Source organism: Sphingomonas sp. PEI4, from assembly GCF_056679955.1.
Window position 1 is genome coordinate 49,625 of sequence record NZ_JBWXPI010000002.1, and the last position, 19,964, is coordinate 69,588.

Here is a 19,964-nt window from a genome sequence, read left to right on the forward strand (position 1 = left end):
AACATAGGGTAACTGAAAGCACGAGCTTTGGCGGTTCAATCGGTCGCGATCGCCGGATCTCGTCAGGGTACAACGAAAGGAGACGCTAGGCCTCGTGCTTTCGGTTACCCTATCCTCACTCACAGCAATGCCGGCCCGACCCGACTTTCAGACCTCAGCGCCGTCGCCAAAAGCTGGCCTATGGATCGAAGGTCTGAGCTGCTCGATAGCGATCGGACTGGTTGCCTTTTGGCGTGGTCCTTCAGGCCATGAAAAGTCCGCCCCAAGTTCAGTTTTCCCGAGGCGGCGTTCTTATTCATGCCGCGAAGATACGCTCCGGGGCGATCGACATCGCCTCGAACGTGTTTATGGGCCGTCGCGATAACCGAGGCTGCCGCGCCTTTCTGACCCATTAGTCGACAAGCCTCATACCAAACATTGGCTGGGATTGCAGCTTGGGCAATGAGCCTCTCGGCGTCACCGATGATAATACCCCATGTCATTTGCTCGGGAGGACACGAAATGAACTCGGGAGCCACGGCGGCAATAAAGCGCGGATCAACGCCGTGATGGGCTAGGTCCGCCTCAACTTCACTTTGCGGCTCGTTGTTACGGACGTCGTAGCCTCGCTCACTACTGCTTCTCGCCAAGCCTCTACAGTATGTTGCTTTAGCAATGGGTGGTTGTTTTGTAGTTGTATAGTGGGTGTCGTTTAAGACGCCCGAGGGTGAATCTTTTACCGGTTCCCATTCCTCGTTATCCCTCGCCGAAACCGTCCTAATGCGCTCATCGAGCGCTGCCGCATGACCTTCCAGCTTTGAAACACACGCCTGGAGCAAGCGTTCATCCCGAACCTTCCGCATCTGATGAGTAGCCAACTGAGTGCTTTCGATGATGCCGGTTGCATCGACACCTCCGATCTCCTCGTCGATGATAAGCTGCACCAGGCTGCTGATGCGGCGGCGGGCTGCGGTAAGACGCTTTCGAAGAACATTTATGCGCAAGTCCGCCTCTGTCCCCTCGTCAGCTATGCGGACGAATTCATCGTAGCGCACGCCAAGCGGGCTAAGATCTATCCCGTAAGCATAGATCAGCCGGCCGTCTTTTCCCCTTGCTCCGATACGCTTGCCATTGGCGCTGTCGCGGTGTGCAACCAGCCCCCACCGCGTTGCACTGTTCAGCAGCTTTTGAAGCTGCCGAATACCAATTCCAAGCTTTTGACTGAGCGTTTCGTTAGAAGGAAAGACAATCGGGCGCTGTCCCTCACTCCAGTCTACCTCCCGCGACCAACTCATCAGTGTGTCAACCGCATGCACAAGGCGAGATGGTACACCAATATAGGGAGCCGCACGTTTAAAAGCTGTTAGAACATGCCGATGACTTACGCGTTCGGGAAGCCCGGAAAAGTCTTCAGCGATCCGTCCAGTCGATGCTGTGCGTTCGTCTACTCGCCGATGGCCAGCCCCTGGAGCGAAGGTAATAGAATTCATTCGGAGAACCCCCTTTGGATTTCCGTGCGGACGCAGAAGTCCGTGGCGCGCTAGGCACGCATTCCCGCTGCATCATCGTAATTTGGCTATGCCGCTGTTGTTACGCAGCACTTCCGAAATTCCGAAAGCTCCGACCTATTGCCGGGCTTTTCTTCTTTGCACGGCATTCCCTCAATTAGGTTTCGCGAGGCCAAGCGACCTCGAGATCGCCTCCCGTGATTCCGGACTCGGCGATAGCGACAGCCTAAACGGCAGCGGCATGGGAAGTCGCTTGCGTTGGCTCGTGCTTTCGGTTTCTTTGACGAGGAAATTCTCGTGCTTTCAGTTTCCGTATCTCGGACGCACCAAAAAAAGGGCTTCATTAGATAGAGTAACTGAAAGCACGAGAGGCACGTCGTCACGCGACGCGTCCCTCCCTCGCCGAGAGTAGCAGCTTAGAGTATCGCTCGTGCTTTCAGTTACCCTATCTCACTGAGTCCGCGAGAGGGGGGAAACGGTACCATCCCGGTATAACCAAACGAGCCGTTCGGGACCCGTTATTCCGCCCCAAACTCGTCGAGCCGTTTGGACCGGCGCATACCGATTTTTTGGTATTCCACCTCTATAGCTCGTACTATCAGCTCTTGAGCAGCTTCGCCGTGCTCAGGTCGAACATCGTCAAAACCGAGACCGTCAACATGCCTTACAACGGTAATGATCTGCTCAGGAAGGCCGGTCACGACGCCGAGTACCATTGATATGACCTTCAGGAGGTCTCTTAGTTCGACTCCCGCCTCGTTTTTTTGGAGCAGATCCTGAGCATACATTGCTTCGATTTTGCTGATGCCCAATGCCTCGAGGATAGCTGCTATCTCAGGCATCTTGAGAGCGACACGCTTTTCGACCTTACGGTGAAGCCCGTCATGGAGACGGCTCCGACCGATTTTTGTCAATGTCGCCAGTTCCCTGACGCTTACCCGTGCAAGGTCCATCCTGGCTAGGATGTAATCCTCTAATTCGAAACTCGGAATTGCCCCCGCTGGGTTTTCCGCCCAACTTCGCGTCGCTTCGCCCATCGCCATTCTCCCGGCTGATGGCTTATGGGTAGACTCACCAAATCGTAAAAGGCAACCCTAAAGCTGGTTCGAAACAAGTGGTTATGGTCGTTTAGGTCGCAACGGGATGACGTTCGCATCTTTCTTCTTCAGGGAAACGCGATAATTTTCGGCCTCAGAAGCGGAAAGCCCAAGCTTTGTGAGAACCTCCGTAGCATTCCGTTCAACAATGAGGTCAAAAAGTACCAGCGACACAGCGTCAGCTAAGAGAACCTCTTGCCCGAGTGCCTCACCAAGCGAGAGTGCAGCTGCCTCGATCGTGCTGGCGCTGGTCTCTAGGATAGAGAAGTCGATCTCGACCTCCCCCTCGCTCGAGATTATGCGAAGATGGTTTCGCATGTCCTCAGCGTCATAGCTATTTACCAAGTCGGAAGCACGCTCGGCGCGTTCGTCTATGACCATAGGCAAAGAATAATACGAACGATGCTTGTTCGACAGAAGTCTGACACCTTCGGTGGTCAGCCGGAAATAGTGATCCGAGACGGAAATATAAAACGCCTTTTCAGCCGTCACGTTGGTCAACCTTCAATCCCGGGTCCACTCCGGACCCTTGCATACTCATAAAAGGCGAAAACCGCATTCTGCAGCGTAACAGCTAAACCAGTTACGATCTGGATGCCAAACCAGATGACCGGGTATCCCAAAACAGGCCGCCCGCGTTTCTCGGGCAGGTGCCCTGAAATTCCGGGCGGGCGCCCGGCCCAGTCGGGCAAGGTGATTCGCAAAAGGCAAGATCAGCTCGGAATGTTAAGAAATGCATAAGCGTTAGCAATGTTCCGACGATTTCCGTTTGCGACTGAAGATTGCTGCCGGCCAATCTCCTCTTGGGCGCGCTGAACAGCGCTCGATCGAAGGAGACTCCTTATCATGAAGACCACGTTCAAGATCGGCCGTCGCGCCGAGACGACCGCCCTGGCGGTCATTGGTGCGGCAGCAGCAGCCGCTGTTCTCGCTTCGCCGGCATTCGCCGGTGCAGACGCTACGTTCAACACGGCACTCAATGCCTTCACCGGCTTCCTCGAAGGTTCGGGCGGCAAGATCATCACCGTCCTGTCGCTCGCTGGCGGCGTCGTCGGCCTGGCCTCGGGCCGCTTCTCGCTCGGCCAGGTCGCGATCCCGGTCGGTGTGGGCGTCGGCGCCGGTACCGGCATTCCGATCGTCACCTCGACCGTCACCGCCACCATCTGAACCGACCCGGTGCCGGCGTTGATAGCAGCTTCGCCGGCACCGTTTTTGAAGGTGGCGTGATGTCAGCCGATAAGTACGTGATCCCATCGCACCTCGACGATCCTGAGCTGATCGGGTTCTGGACGCTCGACGAGTTCCTCGCGATGGTTATCCCCTTTACTTGGGGGATCCTGTCCCAACACATCGTCATCGGGATCGGCTTAGCCGTCCTAGGCTGGTGGGCCCTTAGGAGGGCAAAGGCGGGACGGGCAACGTCGTGGCTGATTCATCTGGCGTATTGGCATCTGCCAGGCGGCTTCCCGTCGCTGCGCGCCACGCCACCTTCCTACCTCCGACTAATGGTGGGCTGACATGGATTTTTCCTACCAGCACGCGCAAAGCCAGCGCGTCCTTCGCCAGCGTAATGTCCTCGGCATCGCCGCATTGGTTCTTGCCGGTTTTGTTGCGCTCCTGCTCCTGATGTCGGCGACACGTAGTCGCGAGATTGTGCTGCAGCCGGTTCTTGGCTCGCCTGTCACGCTGTCCACGTCGGGTGTCTCGCGCGAGTATTTGGAACTTGTGACCCGCGACACGGCCGTACTGACGCTCAACCGCACCCCAAGCAGTCTCGATTACTGGATGAAATCAGTCCTCGCGATCGTTTCGCCCAAGTCGCAGGGCAAGATCAAAGCCGACCTCCTCAAGATCGTTGACGAGCAGCGCGGCTCCAGCATGTCGCAGTATTTTACGCTCGAGGGCATGGAGATCGACCCCAAGGCGCTCCAGTCCACCGTGTCGGGCAAGCTCAACACGGTCATCGGTCAGAAGATCGTGTCATCCGAGCAGCGGACCTTTGTCTACGACTGGGAATATGCCGGCATGACCCTGAAGCTCGTCGGCTTCAGCATGGTCCAACCCAAGACCCGTACGGGAGCTGCGATGTGACCGCGATCTACGCCTTTGGCAGCGCTGCGCTCGGCACTGCCCTCTCCAGCCGCACCTTTTGCTGGCTAAGCCGCATCGCCGGTGCCGCTCTAATTGCCGTGGCGATCTTCGTCTTTGCGGCCCCCGCCTTCGCGGCTGGCGACCAGACCCTAATGGCCGACGACGGCGCGCAGGTCTCCTGCAACGCGTCCGCCAAGGACCTCACCCGGATCAGCCTCGTCGGCGACGAGTTCGCCGGCGTGTCCAAGATCAATACGGGCAACCCCTCGGACGACTTCTCCGTCGTCAACGAGCCGGTCCGTGGCGACATCTACCTGTCGGTGCCGGAAGGCTTTGGTCGTCGGCTCCTGTCGTTCTTCGGCACCAGCAAGCGCGGCTACGTCTACAAGTTCCAGTGCCGGATCAGTGGCGATCAGGCGGTGCAGGTGTTCGTCTCGAACCCCGCGATCGCCAAGGCCGACGCTGCGGAAGCCGGTACTGCCACGAAGGTTGCACAGACGTCCTCGCCGGAAGAGGCCGCTGTAACGCTGGTGCAGGCGATGTACGCCAACAAGACGGTCGACGGCTTCGAGATGCGTCAGCGCTCGCTCAAGCCCGTCTATGTCGGCGACCTCAAGGTTCAGATGATCGCTGAATATCGCGGCGACGCTCTCACCGGCCGCGTCCTGCGCATCGAAAACAAGGGCACCAAGGAAACGGTGCTGACCGAGGCCAGCGTGGCGCCATCGAGCGCACTCGCGGTCTCGATCGCCGAACCCAAGCTCGCGCCGGGTCGGGTCACGACCGCTTACCTCGTCTCGCGGAACGGAAACTAAGCCATGGGCATCAAAGATATTTTCTCTCGCGAGCGTAAGCCGCTCGACGCTCCCGAAGTCGTTGACGGCGACGGCGTATCCCCAATCGCCTCGGAACTCGATGGCAACGTCGAGACCCGCAAGAAGCAGCAGATGAAGCTGGCGGCAGGCTGCGGCGTGGTTCTCGTCGCATCCTCGTTCTGGATCTTTGGCGGTGACGACGCGGTCAAGAAGATCGATCCCGATAGCGCGGACAAGAAGACGGTCTCGGTCAGCGACATGACCAACAAGACCAAGTCCGAGCAGGAGTGGATGGCGCAGTCGGAGAACCGTTTCCAGTCGAACGAAAACCAGCTGAAGGGTGTCGAGGGCACCAACGCTCGCGTCGCGCAGCTAGCCGAGCAGCTCGACGCGATGCGCGCACAGAACCAGTCAATGTCGAGCGATGGCCAGCGCGTCGTATCCGCCTATCAGGCCGAAAACGATCAGTTGCGTCGGCAGGTCAACGAGCGTGCCGCAGCGCCTGCCCCGATGCCCGGGCCGCAGGCAATGTACGGCCCTGGTAGCGCCGCCCTTTACGGTCGCCCCGGCGCGGCAGGCGCTACTCCCGGTCCGGACCTTCCACCTGCGCGCCTCAGCGAAGTTAAGATGGTCTCGTTTGGCTCTGCCGAGGCCGGTAATGCCTCGAAGGTTTCAAAGGGCAACACGGTCTACACCGACAGTCCGAACTACCTTCCACCCAACAGCTTTGCGAGCGCCAAGGTCATCGTCGGTGTCGATGCCGCAGCCGGCACCAACAGCCAGACTGATCCTTTGCCCGTCGTCCTTCGCGTCACCGGCCCCGCGCGGTCGGTGCTGCAGAATGGCAAGCTGCTCACGACGAAAATCCAAGGCTGCCTCATCAACGGTGCGGCGCGCGCAGAGCTTTCGAGTGAGAAGGTCTACGTGAAGCTGCAGAAGATGACCTGCCCTCAACCGGGCGGTCGCTACGCCGTGTCCGAGGTCAAAGGCTTCATCGCGTTCGGCGGCAAGACCGGCGTTCGCGGACGTGTCGTCAGCCGCGAAGGGTCACTCGTCAGCCAAGCTTTCATTGCGGGCCTCGTCGGCGGGATCGGCAAGGGTTTCGCAGCCAATTCGAACTCTTTCCTCCAGGGCCGCAATGTTCAGGTCAACGGCAAGCGCCAGCAGCTCGGCATGGGCGACATCGCACAAGGCGGGATCGGAAATGGCGTTGGCGAGGCTGGCGACATGGTCTCGAAATACCTGATCGAGCGTGCCGAGCAGTACCAGCCGGTCATCGAAATGCCGACCGGCGTCGACGTCGAGATCGTCTTCCTGGAGGGTGTTTATGTTCGGAACTAATAGCGTCGCCGACAGGCGTCTGACCGTTGGTCGGGTGCTGGTCCTTATTTTGGTCATCGCAGCGTTCGTTGCTGCCGCCATCGGCGCGAAGGCCGCCTATGCCGCGCTTCGTCCGGCAGACGCATCGGTGATCGCCCTCCTGAAGGCCCGCCTGCCCAAAACGCAGGTCAGCAAGGTCGATTGTGCGATCGTCGATGGCCTCTGCGAAGTGACGGCCGGCAACAACCTGTTCTACGTTGATCGGTCGGGACGCTATCTCGTTATCGGTCGTGTCTACGACATGGAGACGCGGCAGGATCTCACTGCAACCCGCCTCCTCGAGATCAACCCGGACATGCTGATTGGCGGCGCAGCCAAGGCCAACAACGCACCCGAAGGCGGCGAGCCCCCCATCGCCAAGGCTGCCGGCGCTGCTTCGCCGACAACCCTTTCACGCCTTTCGCTCGACGGTCTCCCCAATGATGGCGCGATCGTGTGGGGCAACCAGTCGGGCAAGACGGTCACGGTCTTCAGCGACTTCCGCTGCGGCTATTGCCGGGCGCTCTCGAACACGTTGCGGTCGATGAACGTGCGTGTCGTCGAACGACCAATCTCTGTTCTCGGTAGTCGCGACCTCGCCAATCAGGTGTATTGCGCCAAGAACCGCGAGACCGCGCTGCATCAGGCCTATGCCGGCGAGCCTCTTCGCAACTCGGCCACCTGCGACACCTCAGGCCTCGATGCCAATGAGCGCTTCGCTCGCTCGCACGGTCTGAACGGCACACCCGTCATCGTCCGCGCCGATGGCGCGATGATCGAGGGCTATCGTCCCAAGGAGGCGCTCGCCTCCTTCATTGCTGGAGGCCGGTCGTGAATAAGGTCCACGTTTGTCTCGCTGTCGCCCTTGCCTCCGGCACCATGATGACCGGCTGCACGACAATGGGCGGCAACATCAAGGGCAACTTCACGTGCGTTGCACCCGACGGCATCTGCGCGCCCAGTTCGACGATCGATGATCGCGCGCTGGCGATGATCGCGGGCGAGGATGGCGATCGCATGATTACGCCCGCCGGTCCCTACAGCGCGCCGCAAAGCGCCGGCCGCGGTTTCGATACCGCTGACGCTGCGCCTGCGCGTAGCCAGGAACGCGTGCTTCGCATCGTCTTCCCGGCGCAGATCGACGGTGCCGGTCGCCTGCACGAACAGACGGCGGTCCATGCCGTCGTCGAGCGCGGCGAATGGCAGCGCGCGCTGGCGAGCAACGCTGTCGCGACGACGCCGGCACAGGTTCAGGCGGCAACGGGCGGCGACACGCTGCTTGCAGCTGTCGACCGTGCCGATCCTCCCTTCATGGAGGAATCCGCGACTGCTGATCCGGATATGCCAACCGCAGCTGCGGTTGCTGCCGCTCGCGTTCAGGCGGATCCTGTCGGGGACATCAAGGATCAGGTCGCGCGTCGGCTCTCGAAAGCGCCGCGCCGCCTTTCGGTGTCGCCATCGGCACTCCGCACCCCGCCCGCGGTGACCTCTGGCTCGAAGTCTGCGTCCCCCACGCCAAACTTGCCGGTCGCGGTTGGCATGACCACCGGCTCCAAGCCCCTTTCCTCACCCGCGCCTGTCCGTCCGGCCCTCACGTCCACCTCGGCGGTTATCGCGCCGAAATACATGACCCCGGCCGGGCGTACCGCGATCGCCGCGGTCGGCGCCAATCCGGCCGTTCGTGCCGGCCTTGCCCGTGCCAAGCCGGAAGCGCGGGAGGCGGCAAAGACGGCGAACCCCCTGCCGGTGCTACGCGCGTCCTCGTTCCCCGGAGTTGTCCAGTGAGCATCTTCAAAGGCCTGCTTGCCACGCTCCTCGGTGACTCAGCCAAGCCTGAGAACGGCCGTCCGGACTCGGTTGTCCCGCGGTTTGTCCATTGGCTGCCCTACCGCAGCTACGATCCGAAGACGCAGATCTACTACAATAGCGCCTCGCGCGGTTTCTTCCTCGAAGCGACCCCGATGATCGGCGCAACCGAGCAGAGCTACGAAATGCTGGCCCAGCTGCTGTCCGAAGGCATTCCCACGCCGGGTGCCCTGCAGGTCCATGGCTGGATGAGCCCGCGCATCAGCGAGAAGCTCTCGCAGTGGTACATGCCGCGCTATTCGGCGTCAGGCATTTACGAGCGGATGGCGCGGCACCGTACCGAGTATTTGATGGGCGGCGTCTGGAACTCGTTGTCGGCATCGGCTCCCTTTTGCCTGCGCAATCACCGTCTCGGCCTGTCCTACTCCACCCCGGAATCGAGCCGCGTCTCGAACGAGCAAATTACCTCAGTCATGGAAGGGCTGATCTCGGCTCTGGAGTCGCTCGGCGTCCATGCGCGCGCAGTCGACCCCAAGGGCCTCATCTCGTGGATCGATGACATCACCTCGCCCACGACGGCACCCGGTGACGACACGATCACCTACAATCCGTTCGACCCGATCGCAGACCAGGCCGTGCGTCACGACCTCGAAATGAGGATCGAGCCTGACCGCATCCTCCTACGCACCGAGCGGTTCCGTCCGACTGGCAAGACCGTCGACCATGCCCCGGAGATCGGCGAGATCTACCCGGACACGTTTGACGTGCGCTCCTTCTCGGTGCGCAACCTGCCGCAACGCTGGGCGCCCTGGGACATGGCCAAGCTGATCGGCGACATGTTTGCCGACAAGCTGCGCATGCCCTGCCCGGTGTCGACCAACCTGTGCCTCGACTTCCCCGACGCGGAGGCCTCCGGGCAGCGCGCCGGCCGCAAGTTCATGCGCACCACCAGCCTCGCCGACAGCAAGTCCGCGCGCATGTTGCCACAGCTGAAGGACCAGTCCGAAGAGTGGCGTTTCGTGAAGGACGAGCTGCGTCAGGGTCGCAAACTCGTGCAGGCGTTCTATTCGGTTACCTCGTTCAGCCCGAAGGGCAAGGGCGACGCCAACGAGCGCATCCTGAAGTCGGTGTACCGCGCGGCAGGCTGGGACCTGCTCGATGATCGCTATCTGCAGATCCAGGGGCTGCTCGCGGCGATGCCGATGACGATGGCCAACGGTCTGTCGTTCGACCTTAAGAATATGAAGCGACTGCGCACCGTCCTGACCACGACGGCCGCAAGCCTGATGCCGCTGCAGGGCGAATATCTGGGTGGTAACAACCCACACATGATGCTGATCGGCAGGCGCGGTCAGCCCTTCTTCTGGTCGCCCTTCGAGAACACTGCGGGCAACCACAACGTCGCGGTTTTCGGCAAGTCGGGCTCGGGCAAGTCGGTGGCCCTTCAGGAGTTGTGCGCCTCGATGGTCGGCGCTGGTGCCAAGGTCGTCGTGATCGATGACGGCCGGTCGTTCGAGCATTCCTGCAAACTGCAGGGCGGCGCTTTCGTCGAGTTCACGATGTCGTCGGGGTTCTGCATCAACCCGTTCTCGATGATCGATCCAGTGCTGGCGGAGACCGATGAGGATTACCTCATGGACTGCTTCGCCATGCTGAAATCGATCGTGAACCAGATGGCGCGTCACATCGACAAGCTCGACGATACCGAGCGCGGCCTAATCGATGGCGCGATCAACAAGGTCTGGGCAGAGAAAGGCCGGCAGGGCTCGGTCAACGACGTCATCGCCGCGCTCGACGAGACCAAGAACCCGCTCGCCATCAATCTCGCGATCGCGATGCGCCCCTTCTCGACCGACGGCACCTATGGCCGCTTCTTCGAGGGTGAGGTGTCCTTCAAGCTCAAGAACAACCTGACGGTGTTCGAGCTGTCGGATCTGTCGTCGCGCGAGGAGCTTCGTTCGGTCGCCCTAACCGCGATCATGTTCATGGCGAGCCAGGCCATGCGTCGCGAGGACCGCTCTGTCCCCAAGGCGCTGCTGCTCGATGAGGCGTGGCAGATGCTTAAGGGCGGCTCGATGGCCGACTTCATCGAAGCCTATGCGCGTACCTGCCGCAAATACGGCGCGTCGCTGGTGACCGCCACGCAGAGCCTCAACGATTATTACAAGTCGGACGGGTCGAAGGCGGCACTCGAGAACAGCGACTGGTTCGTCATCCTCCAGCAAAAGGCTGAGACGATCGCCGACTTCAAGAAGCACGATCGCTTCGAGATGGATGACTACACCGACGCGCTGCTCCGCTCGTTGAAGCGCAACGGCTCCGAATATTCCGACGTGATGATTAAGGGTCCAGAGACGCTGGCGGTCGGCCGGCTCGTCCTCGATCCCTATTCTGCGACGGTTTACTCGTCATCGCCCCGCACCTTCGCGGCCATCCATGACCTGCTCGCGCAGGGTCTGACGATGGAAGAGGCGATCGAACGGGTCGCCTACCCCGACAACCCTGAGAAATGGACCGATCCGAGCGCCGATGAAGCGCTGGCGATCGCAGCGGAGTGACAGCTATGGCAACCGTTCTTCAGCCCCTCCAGGTCGAGCGCAAGGTCGACTATGGCTACCTCCTCTATTTCGGACTTAATTTCGCGGGCTTCCTGGCCACGACGCTGCTGATGACGTGGGGCGTCTTCGTCCTATTCTTCCTGCTCATCGGCAACTTCTCGCTCGATGGCATGATGAACCATCTGCAGAACCTGACCAGCCGCTACCTCGCAGCGGACGCTGGCCGGCTCGACCAATTCAAGATGATCGTCGGTATCGTTCATATGGTCATCACCGGCGCGATCATCTTCTTTCGCCGTCACGCCATTTTGCCGCGTGACGCTGCTCGCCGGGAGCACCGCGCATGACCGACACGATCGCTACACCCACGGTCGAACCCGTGGCCTCGCCTGTCGCTGCCACGGCTCGGCGTAAGACGGTGTTCGCAGGTTACACTGCCTCGCAGCTGCTGATCGGTGCCGCGCTCGTCCTCGGGCTCGTCTGGGCCATGTGGGTCACCAAGTTGGTAACGACCGAGAAGCCGCAGCACATCGTCAAGGCAGACCTGTCGCGGATCGTAGGAGAGTACGTTCAGGCACAAGCCCGTAGTGCGACCCCGCCCGACCAGGTCCAGGCGCAGATGCGAACGTTCATGGCATCGCTCGATACGGAGCTACAGCGCCGCGGTGCGGCTGGCCAGGTCGTGCTCGTCGGGGAGGCAGTCCTGTCCAAGAGCGTGCCTGACATCACCGCCGATGTCGCCAGAGCCGTTTATGCTTCGGGCGTGAAGGCACCAGTGCCGGCGACGCCCGCCCAGATGGGTTCGATGATGCAGGGGCAGGCCCCTGCCGCGCCGACGATCGCGCCTGTGGAAATGGCGCAGGCCCCCGTTTCCGCCGCGCCGAACCCCTTTGCCGCGGTGCCGGCCCCCGCGACGGCGCAGGAAGCCGCTCCGGTTGATCCGTCGGTTGCCGGCGCGATGGTCTCGAGCTTTGGAGGTCCCGGTGGCCAGTAAGGCAATCGTGGCGCCAGCCTCGGCCGAGGGCTTCCGCCCCCGCAAGCGTCTGTGGGCGGCCCTTGGCCTGTTCGTCGCCGGTGGGATTTCCCTGAATGCGATCGCGCAGTGGCGGGACACGCACGGCTTGCTCATCAACGCGTCGGAGTCGCTGCCGAACTGGGCGTTCGTCATCCATAAAACGGCAGTGCCCAAGCGTGGCGAGTACGTCTTCTTCGTGCCGCCAGCCGTGCCGCTCGTCACCAAGCATTTCGGTGCGAAGAAGCAGATGTTCGGCAAGATCGTCTACGGCATGCCGGGTGACACCGTCGTCCACCGCGGTGCAGATGTGTTCGTTGCGGGCAAGCTCGTCAGCCACATGAAGCCGTTTACAAAGTCGGGCGAGCCGTTGGTGGCTGGCCCGACGGGCGTTATCCCGCAGGGCTGCTACTATGTCGGTAGTCCGCACAAGGACGGCTTCGACAGCCGCTATGCCGCGATCGGCTACGCCTGCTCGAACAAGATCGTCGGCGTCGGGGATCCAATCCTGTGAGGACCGCCCTGGATCTCTGTGTGATGTTCGCGGTCAGCGCGCTGCTGACTTCCTCCGTTGCGATCGCCAGTGACCACGGCGTCGTCGGCCAGGCCTTTCCGATCATCGAGCCGGATTTGCTGGCGACGATCGAGGCCCGCCTGCAGCGTCTTCAAGCCACCGGCGGGATCGACCGTATGAACGCGGAGTTCGCCAAGCGGTCCGAAGCGCGCGTGCGTCGGCCGAAGCCTGTCGCCGGCATCACAGCGACGACGGAGCCACGCAGCTGGGCTTACGATCCGACCATCGTCATCGAGCGTGACGTTCAGGACCAGAAGGGCAATTACATCGCCCGCGCCGGCCAGACCGTGAACCCGCTCGACTTCGTGGCGGTCCATCAGGCGCTGGTGTTCGTCGACGGTGATGACGCCGCACAGATGGAATGGGCGACGTCGCAATACAGCGATTTGAAGGCAAAAATCATCCTCGTGAGCGGCTCGCCGATTGAGGAAATGACCAATCGCAAGCGGCGCTTCTATTTCGACCAGGAAGGTCGCCTCACTGGCAAATTCGGGATCCGGCACACGCCGGCCGTCGCCGTTCAGAATGGCCGCGTCCTGAAGCTCTCCGAAATCAAGCTGAAGGGAATAAGCTGATGCCGTTGTGGCTCGACCTCCTGCGCACGCCAATGGCGGCTCCTGAAACCGACGATCTGCGTACCATGCGGCGGACCTTTCAGGGCCTTTGCGTTGCGTCCGCGATCGGCGTCCTTGCCATCTCGCCGCTGGTGCGACTCTTCGGACGCCCCGCATCCTTCATGGTTGCGGCTTTGCTTATGACGACGGCGCTGCATACCGCGCTCTACGTCTTCCGAAAGAACCGCGCCGACAACGCCTTCCTCGACGCCGCACAGTCGTCGGAGGAGCACGCGTGAAGTTCCTGCGCTTCCTGACGCTCTTGCTGGGTGCGTTCGTGCTTTCGACGACACTCGCCCCGCGCGCGGAGGCGCAATCGAAGTGCTCGGGCAAATTCGTGAACCCGATCACCGACGTCTGCTGGTCGTGCCTGTTTCCGCTCTCGGCGGGTGGCATGAAGATCTGGCCGAGCAATCGCGCCGATACGGAAAACCCGTCCCTCCCCGTCTGCGCGTGTGGCAGTCCGGTGCCGCGCATCGGTATCTCGGCTGGTTTTTGGGAGCCTGTTCGTCTTGCCGACATCACTACCAAACCGTGGTGCTTCGTCAATCTGGGCGGCACCAAGATCGCGCCCGGCTTCGACATCGGACAGGGCCAGCTATCTGGACCATCGCAGACCGGCGGGAACGGGCAGAACACGTCGAAGTGGCACGTCCACTGGTACGTCTATCCGCTCCTGTACTGGATGGAGATCCTGACCGACTTCCTGTGCTTCGAGCAGGCGTCGTTCGACATCGCGTACATGACCGAGGTCGATCCGCTCTGGCAGGATGACTCGCTGACCGCGCTCATCAACCCGGAAGCCGTGCTGTTCTCGACGCCGATCGCCCAGGCTGCGTGTGCCGGCGACTGCATCGCTGCAACCGCCAAGCTGCCGCTCGACGCGACCTTCTGGTGCGCTGGCTGTCAGGGGCCCATGTATCCGGTCAACGGCAACATCGCCGCCTCGATCGGTCATGTGCAGGCATCGCGTCTCGCGCTGGCTCGCTTCGCCTTCAAGATCCACCGCGAAGGCCTCGCCTGGGGCACGATGGGCTCCAAGGGCCTGTGCAACAAGTACCCGATGCCGGTGCTCCGCAAGCAGCAATACCGCGTCCAGATGGTCAACCCGATCCCGATGGTCAGCGGCAAGATGGCTTGCTCGCCTCTCGGGGCCTCGACCATGCCACCGCAGGCAGGCCGCTCCTTCCCCGTGAAGGGCGAGGACATGGGCTACCTCGTCTGGCGCAAGCGCAACTGCTGCGTGCTCTGAGGAGAGACAATCATGCGCCGCATCACCATCGTTATCGCTGCAATCGCCGGGCTCGCCGGCATCCAGGCGATCGCACAGACCGTCGATGGCCTCGATCTCGAGGCGATTAAACGTCGCTCGGCCGCCATGCAGGGTGACGCCGACATTTTCGCCGAGCACGTCCGCAACCGCGGCGATGCCTTCCGCGAAGAGGCCGTCGCTATTCAGGCAAAAAGCAGCACCAACCTCACCGCGCTCGCTAAAGCGGATCTGCCGGTGAACGGGGATGGTGCGTTCGACTTCGACGAGATCATCAAGGGGGCCAGCCAGAACGTTGCCGGCACCAAGGGCGATGCGCCGCAGTTCATCGCCTTTGCGAGCCTGTCGATGCCGCGCGCGGCCCTTCGTCAGCTCATTGCCGACACGGCCAAGGCGGGCGGTGTGGTTGTCTTCCGGGGTTTCCCGAACAACTCGATGAAGGCCTTCAGCGCCATGCTGGGCAAGGTCGTCACCGACAAGGATCAGCTGTCCAATGTCGGGATCGATCCCCGGCTCTTTCGTGCGTTCAACGTCGAGGCGGTCCCAACCTATGTCGCCGTATCGACCGACTTCGATCTCTGCTCGGGCCTGAATTGCACCACCTCGGTGCCAACCCACGACAAGATCACGGGCAACGTCTCGGTTCGCTATGTGCTCGATACCTTCGTCGCGGCGCACGGCCCGGGTGCCGGGGTGGCGTCCGTCGCATTGCGTAACCTCAGCAAGGGCATCTGAGTGAAGCGCGTCGCTTTCTCTTTGCTACTGGCCGTCCTCGCGGGCGCCACCAGCGGCGTCGTCGCACAGACGACGATCGAGGAAGCACGCAAGCAGGGCGCTGATCTCGGAAAGTCGATGCGCGCTGACGAAAGCCTTGGTCCGAACGATGCCAAGCTTGCGCAGCTGCCGGGATATGGCGGCACCGATCTGGCAGAAAAGGTCTATTTCGACGATCCCGACCGCCTGGTAGTCGACGGTGGTTCGAAGGCTGGCACCGACGAGGCGTTCGGCACGGTTACCGATCGCGCACGCACGCGGGCGACCTTCAGCAATGCCGAGATCCTGGCGGCGACGTCGCGCGCCACCGCGATCGAGAAGGACCCTGACACCTATCTGGGCGGTCAAAGCCTCGGCGGTGCCGAAGGCACCTGCACGCCGCTGCCGCCATCGGTCGGCTCAAAGGGCTATTACGAGGCTACCTGCAACAAGGGGTCGAAAGTTACGGACACGGTCGAGGCCTGCCGCGGAAACCTCGTGCCTACCGTCGTGAACACCGCGCGCTGGTTCTACTACGGCGTTCTCGACAAAAACGAGGGCTACGGGTTCGCCAAAAACAGCGTCATGCAGGCGAAGGTCAATGCAGGCATTTGCCGGGCAGAACCGGTCTCCAAGCACATCTGCGACGCGCAGATCGATCTTGGCGGTGGCGCTAACGACGTCGAAGGCTACCGCAAATACTGCAAGAAGAATGTCAGCGGCACGGCGCAGCTGTATTCCTGCAATGCCGAATTGTCGGCCGCTGAGATCGCCAGCCACCACAACTTTGCGACTGGTACGGCCTATCTGAAGAAGGAAGGGACGCTCAGCGTTACCGTCGCCCGGAACGAAGGCACCTGCCCGGCGCTGGCGGCCGACACGACGTGTGTCCGCCAAGCGACCGAGGTCTGCACCGAAGGCCCTGAGACCCGCATCATCGAGGGCGTTCCCGTCACGCAAGCGTGCTGGGCGTGGTCGCGATCCTTCACCTGTCAGCGTCTCACTCCGGCGAGCGATTGCACCGATCTCGACGCCAACAAACAATGCAAGTTCCTGCGCGACGAGTGCCTCGACGATCCGCAGAGCGGCGCCTGCAAGGTGTCGCAGCGGGTGTATAGTTGCCCGCTGCCCGACGATAAGGCGCCAACCGATAAGCAGTATGTCTGCGGCGGGGATGTGTATTGCCTCAACGGTAGCTGCGAGACGATCGAACGCGAAGCGTCGACCGAGTTCAAGGACGCGCTGGTCGCGCTCCATTCGATCGGAGACGCCGGCAAGCAGTTCGATCCTGCTAACCTCACAGTGTTCTCCGGCGAGCGCGGCACCTGTTCCAAGAAGATCTTTGGTGCTTCGAATTGCTGCTCGGGCAGCGGCGTTCCGCTGCTCACACCGTGGCTGTGCAGTTCGGCCGAAAAGCAGCTCGACGAGAAGGACGACAAGGGGCTCTGCCACAAGGTCGGATCGTACTGTTCCGATAAGGTTCTAGGTGTCTGCGTCACGTCCAAGGACGCCTATTGCTGCTTTGGTAGCAAGCTCAGCCGCATCCTTCAGGAGCAGGGCCGCCAGCAGATTGGCAAGGCGTGGGGCAAGCCCAAGGACGAGACCTGCAAGGGCTTCTCGATCGAGGAGTTCCAGCGCCTCGACCTGAGCCAGATGGATTTTTCCGAGGTCTATGCGGAGTTCATGGACGCAGCAAAGCTGCCCAGTGAGGTCACCGTAATGGCCGACATTCAAACCAAGATTCAGGGGTATTATGATCTTCACGGGGGCAAATGATGTGGGCGGTCCGGGGGGGCCTTGTTCGATCGACATGTCGGTGCTCGATCTTGCCATTTTCCTCCGCATCCACCGGTCCGGTCGGGGCACCTCGGCTGGTGAGGTCGCGCAGACCATCTCGCACTGGTTTCAGTGCGACATCGATCCGCACGAGGTCGAGCAGGCTTTTCCGCGCATGGCCGACAAGGGCTGGCTTGTCCGCCGCGAGACCGGAATGCGCGCGACCATCAAGGGGCGGAAGCACGGTCGCAGCCACCTTCGTGGCATCGTCCGGATGCTCGATCAGGGCACCAGGATGCTCGACGTCGCCGCGATGATGTCTGTTCTCAAACTCGCAATGATTGAGCTCGACGGGGAGCATGATGATGTTGACGATCAAGACTAAGCGTGCCGGTCGGTTGACCGCTGCCATCCTGATGCTGCTTGCAGCGACGGCGCCTGTTGCCACGCCCGCGCTCGCGCAGGTCGTCGATCTGCAGAGCGCGTCGATGGCTGAGGCGATCGATGACGACGATGCGCAGGCCACTAATGCTGTGGTCCAGCCCGAATTTGATCAGACGTCTGACGCCCGGGAGCAGCAGCAGAGCGGCGACTTCTATTGTGGCGAGCGGAAACTCGGCCAGTGGTTCTACTGCGAGCGGCCCAAGGCTAAGCCGTCTGCCCCGCAGGCGTCCGCACAGCCGCAGCAGTCGTCCACGGCACAGCTGAAGGCGATTACCAAGCAGCTCGACGAACTGAAGGCGCGGGCGATTTTGGAGCCGACGGAAGCGAATGTCATCGCCTATGTCCGCTACCAACGCGAGCAGCTCGATCGCGCGTCGACCTTCTCCGACACCTGGCAGCGTGCGCTCTGGCAAAACCCGGACATCGACTACACGCTGCAGCGGCCGGTCTCGACCGTCGGCAAGCGAGTATGGACTGACAACCGTGCCGCCACCCGCGACCAGGTGCTCTCGCGCCTCGGCCAGCGCTACGGCATGTTCTACTTCTTCGCGCAGTCCTGTGCCGCCTGCGAGGTTTTCTCGCCGATCCTGCGCTCGGTTGCCGATAGCCACCGCATCACCGTCATGGCCGTGTCGACGGACGGCGGGCCGAGCCGCCAATTCCCCAACTATGTCGTCGACAGCGGGCAGCGTCAGCGCATGGGCGTGCCGCTTGCGACGCCGGCGTTGGTCCTCTTCGACACCGTCACCCGCAAGACGGTGCCGGTCGGGTTCGGCGTCATGTCGGCCGACGATGTGATGGAGCGGATCTTCATGCTCACCAATTCCAAGGTCGGGAGTGACTTCTGATGGCAAACACCCCTTCTCCCCGTCCCTCACCCTTCCGCGCCATTCTTCGCCGGACCGCTTCTGTCGCCATGACGCTTGGTGCCGCGAGTATGGTGCCGGTCGGGACCGCGCGCGCGGACGTCGCCGGCCAGATGAACGAGTTCTTCCAGGATGCGGGCGGTGCCGCCAACGTCACCGGTCCAAGCGCCTACCAGGGCCAGACCGCTGGTTACTACTCGATGGGCAACGTCTGGAGCCGTTTCCCGCAGAAGAGCGTCCAGCCGTTCAATCTGCAGATGCCCAAGGTGTCAGCAGGCTGTGGCGGCATCGATCTGTTCACCGGCTCCTTCAGCTTCATCAACGGCGCTGAGATGGTCGCTATGCTGAAGGCGACAGCCAACAACGCGTTGGGTTTTGCTTTCCAGCTCGCGATCGACAGCGTCTCGCCCGAGATCGGCAAGGTCATGGATGGCATGGCCAACAAGGCGCAGCAGATGAACCAGATGAACATCTCGTCGTGCGAAGCGGCGCAAGGTCTGGTCGGATCGGTCTGGCCGAAAATGGCGGGCGCACGCTCGACGGTCTGCGCGGCGGTCGGCAATTCGCAGGGCAAGTTTTCCGATTGGGCGCGTTCCCGGCAAGGCTGCGGCGCCGGTGGGGAACAGGATGCCACGCTCGAGGGAAACACGGATCCTACGATGGCCGACAAGATCCCGGGCGCGCCGCGTAATTACACCTGGGATGCGATCAAGAAGTCGAACAAATTTGGCAGCGACAAGGAGTTCTCCGAGTTTCTGATGACGTTGGTCGGCACGATCGTCATTAACCCGAAGGCTGCGGAAGGAAAGATTGTCGGCTTTGTCGGGCCGGCTGAGGATGCCGTTGTAACCGCTCTCCTCGACGGTCCCGGCACTGGAACGCCGGTCAAGATCCTGAACTGCGACGACGACGAGAAGTGCCTGAATATGACCGAGCAGACACTCCGTCCGGGGCCTGGTCTGCGCGCCAAGATCAAGACCATGATCGACTCGATCAACTCCAAGATCCGTACCGATGCGGCATTGGACGCACAGGAGCAGCAGCTCCTCAACATGACGACGCTGCCGCTGTACAAGATGCTCGCGGTGCAGGCGATGGCGCACCAGAGCTTCTCTCCCGGCGAGACCAGTGCGCTCGCCGAGATAGTCTCGGTTAACCTCCTGTCCGCGATGATCGAGAACATGCTCGACCGGATCAGCCAGTCGACCGTGCAGGTCCAGCCCGCCGATGCCGAGATGGGCAAGATGTGGCGCGACCAGCTAACCGAAGCGCGTAACCGCTATGCGCAGCGCAACGTCGAGTTGAAGGCGACGCTTAACCAGACGCTCGCGCTCATCAACCAGTCGGTGATGGTGGAGTCGACGCTGCAGAATAGCATGTCGCCGGCGATGGCAGCCTCGCTCAATTTCTCGCGCGGGCTGAGCGCGCAGGGCCTCAACTAA

The 19,964-nt window shown here is 61.7% G+C and carries 22 protein-coding genes; 19 read left to right on the forward strand and 3 right to left on the reverse strand.

The genetic code is table 11. From position 1 onward, the window contains the following. Window positions 1-119: 119 nt before the first annotated feature. The 3 genes from repC to AC1MLZ_RS19350 form a co-directional block, all read right to left on the reverse strand. Window positions 120-1,469, reverse strand: a complete 1,350-nt coding sequence (gene repC / locus AC1MLZ_RS19340; RefSeq protein WP_480961632.1) for a plasmid replication protein RepC — start codon at window positions 1,467-1,469, stop codon at window positions 120-122. Between the two features lie 536 nt (window positions 1,470-2,005). Beyond that, complete coding sequence (locus tag AC1MLZ_RS19345; RefSeq protein WP_132741242.1) at window positions 2,006-2,524, reverse strand: hypothetical protein; 519 nt, start codon at window positions 2,522-2,524, stop codon at window positions 2,006-2,008. Between the two features lie 81 nt (window positions 2,525-2,605). Further along, complete coding sequence (locus tag AC1MLZ_RS19350; RefSeq protein ID WP_480961633.1) at window positions 2,606-3,085, reverse strand: hypothetical protein; 480 nt, start codon at window positions 3,083-3,085, stop codon at window positions 2,606-2,608. Between the two features lie 345 nt (window positions 3,086-3,430). Between AC1MLZ_RS19350 and AC1MLZ_RS19355 the strand changes: the two genes are divergently transcribed. The 19 genes from AC1MLZ_RS19355 (at window position 3,431) to AC1MLZ_RS19445 (ending at window position 19,964) form a co-directional block, all read left to right on the forward strand. Continuing rightward, window positions 3,431-3,751 (forward strand): TrbC/VirB2 family protein, encoded by a 321-nt coding sequence (locus AC1MLZ_RS19355; RefSeq protein ID WP_132741246.1) that lies wholly within the window; start codon window positions 3,431-3,433, stop codon window positions 3,749-3,751. A 59-nt stretch (window positions 3,752-3,810) separates the two neighbouring features. Continuing rightward, entirely contained in the window at window positions 3,811-4,101 is a 291-nt protein-coding gene (traL, locus tag AC1MLZ_RS19360) for a type IV conjugative transfer system protein TraL (RefSeq protein ID WP_031439148.1), read from the forward strand. 1 nt (window position 4,102) lies between these two features. Next, on the forward strand, window positions 4,103-4,675 hold the full coding sequence (locus AC1MLZ_RS19365) for a type IV conjugative transfer system protein TraE (RefSeq protein WP_480961634.1): 573 nt from the start codon (window positions 4,103-4,105) through the stop codon (window positions 4,673-4,675). Continuing rightward, entirely contained in the window at window positions 4,672-5,490 is an 819-nt protein-coding gene (locus tag AC1MLZ_RS19370; RefSeq protein ID WP_480961635.1) for a type-F conjugative transfer system secretin TraK, read from the forward strand. Before AC1MLZ_RS19365 ends, AC1MLZ_RS19370 begins: the two co-directional genes overlap by 4 nt. A 3-nt stretch (window positions 5,491-5,493) precedes the next feature. Next, a complete protein-coding gene (locus AC1MLZ_RS19375; RefSeq protein ID WP_480961636.1) occupies window positions 5,494-6,831 on the forward strand; it encodes a TraB/VirB10 family protein in 1,338 nt (445 codons plus the stop codon). Continuing rightward, window positions 6,818-7,684, forward strand: coding sequence for a DsbC family protein (locus AC1MLZ_RS19380; RefSeq protein WP_480961637.1), 867 nt, complete (start codon window positions 6,818-6,820; stop codon window positions 7,682-7,684). The genes AC1MLZ_RS19375 and AC1MLZ_RS19380 overlap by 14 nt, the downstream gene beginning before the upstream one ends. After that, window positions 7,681-8,634, forward strand: a complete 954-nt coding sequence (locus AC1MLZ_RS19385) for a TraV family lipoprotein (protein WP_480961638.1) — start codon at window positions 7,681-7,683, stop codon at window positions 8,632-8,634. Before AC1MLZ_RS19380 ends, AC1MLZ_RS19385 begins: the two co-directional genes overlap by 4 nt. Further along, entirely contained in the window at window positions 8,631-11,213 is a 2,583-nt protein-coding gene (gene traC, locus AC1MLZ_RS19390) for a type IV secretion system protein TraC (protein WP_480961639.1), read from the forward strand. Before AC1MLZ_RS19385 ends, traC begins: the two co-directional genes overlap by 4 nt. Before the next feature lie 5 nt (window positions 11,214-11,218). Next, window positions 11,219-11,560 (forward strand): hypothetical protein, encoded by a 342-nt coding sequence (locus AC1MLZ_RS19395; RefSeq protein WP_480961640.1) that lies wholly within the window; start codon window positions 11,219-11,221, stop codon window positions 11,558-11,560. After that, complete coding sequence (locus tag AC1MLZ_RS19400; protein WP_480961641.1) at window positions 11,557-12,207, forward strand: TrbI F-type domain-containing protein; 651 nt, start codon at window positions 11,557-11,559, stop codon at window positions 12,205-12,207. The genes AC1MLZ_RS19395 and AC1MLZ_RS19400 overlap by 4 nt, the downstream gene beginning before the upstream one ends. Beyond that, a complete protein-coding gene (locus AC1MLZ_RS19405; protein WP_480961642.1) occupies window positions 12,197-12,739 on the forward strand; it encodes a S26 family signal peptidase in 543 nt (180 codons plus the stop codon). Before AC1MLZ_RS19400 ends, AC1MLZ_RS19405 begins: the two co-directional genes overlap by 11 nt. Window positions 12,740-12,762: 23 nt before the next feature. Further along, window positions 12,763-13,374 carry a type-F conjugative transfer system protein TraW gene (gene traW / locus AC1MLZ_RS19410; RefSeq protein ID WP_480961916.1) on the forward strand — a complete coding sequence of 204 codons (612 nt, stop codon included), beginning with the start codon at window positions 12,763-12,765 and terminating at the stop codon, window positions 13,372-13,374. Beyond that, window positions 13,374-13,652 carry a hypothetical protein gene (locus AC1MLZ_RS19415; protein ID WP_480961643.1) on the forward strand — a complete coding sequence of 93 codons (279 nt, stop codon included), beginning with the start codon at window positions 13,374-13,376 and terminating at the stop codon, window positions 13,650-13,652. Before traW ends, AC1MLZ_RS19415 begins: the two co-directional genes overlap by 1 nt. A 23-nt stretch (window positions 13,653-13,675) precedes the next feature. Next, window positions 13,676-14,665, forward strand: coding sequence for a conjugal transfer pilus assembly protein TraU (traU, locus tag AC1MLZ_RS19420; protein ID WP_480961917.1), 990 nt, complete (start codon window positions 13,676-13,678; stop codon window positions 14,663-14,665). Window positions 14,666-14,677: 12 nt separating this feature from the next. Beyond that, window positions 14,678-15,418 carry a type-F conjugative transfer system pilin assembly protein TrbC gene (trbC, locus tag AC1MLZ_RS19425; protein WP_480961644.1) on the forward strand — a complete coding sequence of 247 codons (741 nt, stop codon included), beginning with the start codon at window positions 14,678-14,680 and terminating at the stop codon, window positions 15,416-15,418. Beyond that, entirely contained in the window at window positions 15,419-17,212 is a 1,794-nt protein-coding gene (locus AC1MLZ_RS19430; protein ID WP_480961645.1) for a conjugal transfer protein TraN, read from the forward strand. 34 nt (window positions 17,213-17,246) lie between these two features. Next, a complete protein-coding gene (locus AC1MLZ_RS19435; protein ID WP_480961646.1) occupies window positions 17,247-17,597 on the forward strand; it encodes a hypothetical protein in 351 nt (116 codons plus the stop codon). After that, complete coding sequence (locus tag AC1MLZ_RS19440; protein ID WP_480961647.1) at window positions 17,578-18,504, forward strand: conjugal transfer protein TraF; 927 nt, start codon at window positions 17,578-17,580, stop codon at window positions 18,502-18,504. The genes AC1MLZ_RS19435 and AC1MLZ_RS19440 overlap by 20 nt, the downstream gene beginning before the upstream one ends. Window positions 18,505-18,572: 68 nt before the next feature. Further along, complete coding sequence (locus AC1MLZ_RS19445; RefSeq protein ID WP_480961648.1) at window positions 18,573-19,964, forward strand: conjugal transfer protein TraH; 1,392 nt, start codon at window positions 18,573-18,575, stop codon at window positions 19,962-19,964.

Excerpts from the sequence above, each read along its gene's own strand:
- AC1MLZ_RS19415 (WP_480961643.1), top strand. The coding sequence starts at position 13,374 with ATGCCGTTGTGGCTCGACCTCCTGCGCACGCCAATGGCGGCTCCTGAA.
- AC1MLZ_RS19345 (WP_132741242.1), bottom strand. The coding sequence starts at position 2,524 with ATGGGCGAAGCGACGCGAAGTTGGGCGGAAAACCCAGCGGGGGCAATT.
- repC (WP_480961632.1), bottom strand. The coding sequence starts at position 1,469 with ATGAATTCTATTACCTTCGCTCCAGGGGCTGGCCATCGGCGAGTAGAC.
- traL (WP_031439148.1), top strand. The coding sequence starts at position 3,811 with ATGTCAGCCGATAAGTACGTGATCCCATCGCACCTCGACGATCCTGAG.
- traW (WP_480961916.1), top strand. The coding sequence starts at position 12,763 with ATGTTCGCGGTCAGCGCGCTGCTGACTTCCTCCGTTGCGATCGCCAGT.
- AC1MLZ_RS19365 (WP_480961634.1), top strand. The coding sequence starts at position 4,103 with ATGGATTTTTCCTACCAGCACGCGCAAAGCCAGCGCGTCCTTCGCCAG.
- AC1MLZ_RS19395 (WP_480961640.1), top strand. The coding sequence starts at position 11,219 with ATGGCAACCGTTCTTCAGCCCCTCCAGGTCGAGCGCAAGGTCGACTAT.
- AC1MLZ_RS19400 (WP_480961641.1), top strand. The coding sequence starts at position 11,557 with ATGACCGACACGATCGCTACACCCACGGTCGAACCCGTGGCCTCGCCT.
- AC1MLZ_RS19435 (WP_480961646.1), top strand. The coding sequence starts at position 17,247 with ATGTCGGTGCTCGATCTTGCCATTTTCCTCCGCATCCACCGGTCCGGT.
- AC1MLZ_RS19355 (WP_132741246.1), top strand. The coding sequence starts at position 3,431 with ATGAAGACCACGTTCAAGATCGGCCGTCGCGCCGAGACGACCGCCCTG.
- AC1MLZ_RS19445 (WP_480961648.1), top strand. The coding sequence starts at position 18,573 with ATGACGCTTGGTGCCGCGAGTATGGTGCCGGTCGGGACCGCGCGCGCG.
- AC1MLZ_RS19380 (WP_480961637.1), top strand. The coding sequence starts at position 6,818 with ATGTTCGGAACTAATAGCGTCGCCGACAGGCGTCTGACCGTTGGTCGG.
- AC1MLZ_RS19440 (WP_480961647.1), top strand. The coding sequence starts at position 17,578 with ATGTTGACGATCAAGACTAAGCGTGCCGGTCGGTTGACCGCTGCCATC.
- AC1MLZ_RS19375 (WP_480961636.1), top strand. The coding sequence starts at position 5,494 with ATGGGCATCAAAGATATTTTCTCTCGCGAGCGTAAGCCGCTCGACGCT.
- trbC (WP_480961644.1), top strand. The coding sequence starts at position 14,678 with ATGCGCCGCATCACCATCGTTATCGCTGCAATCGCCGGGCTCGCCGGC.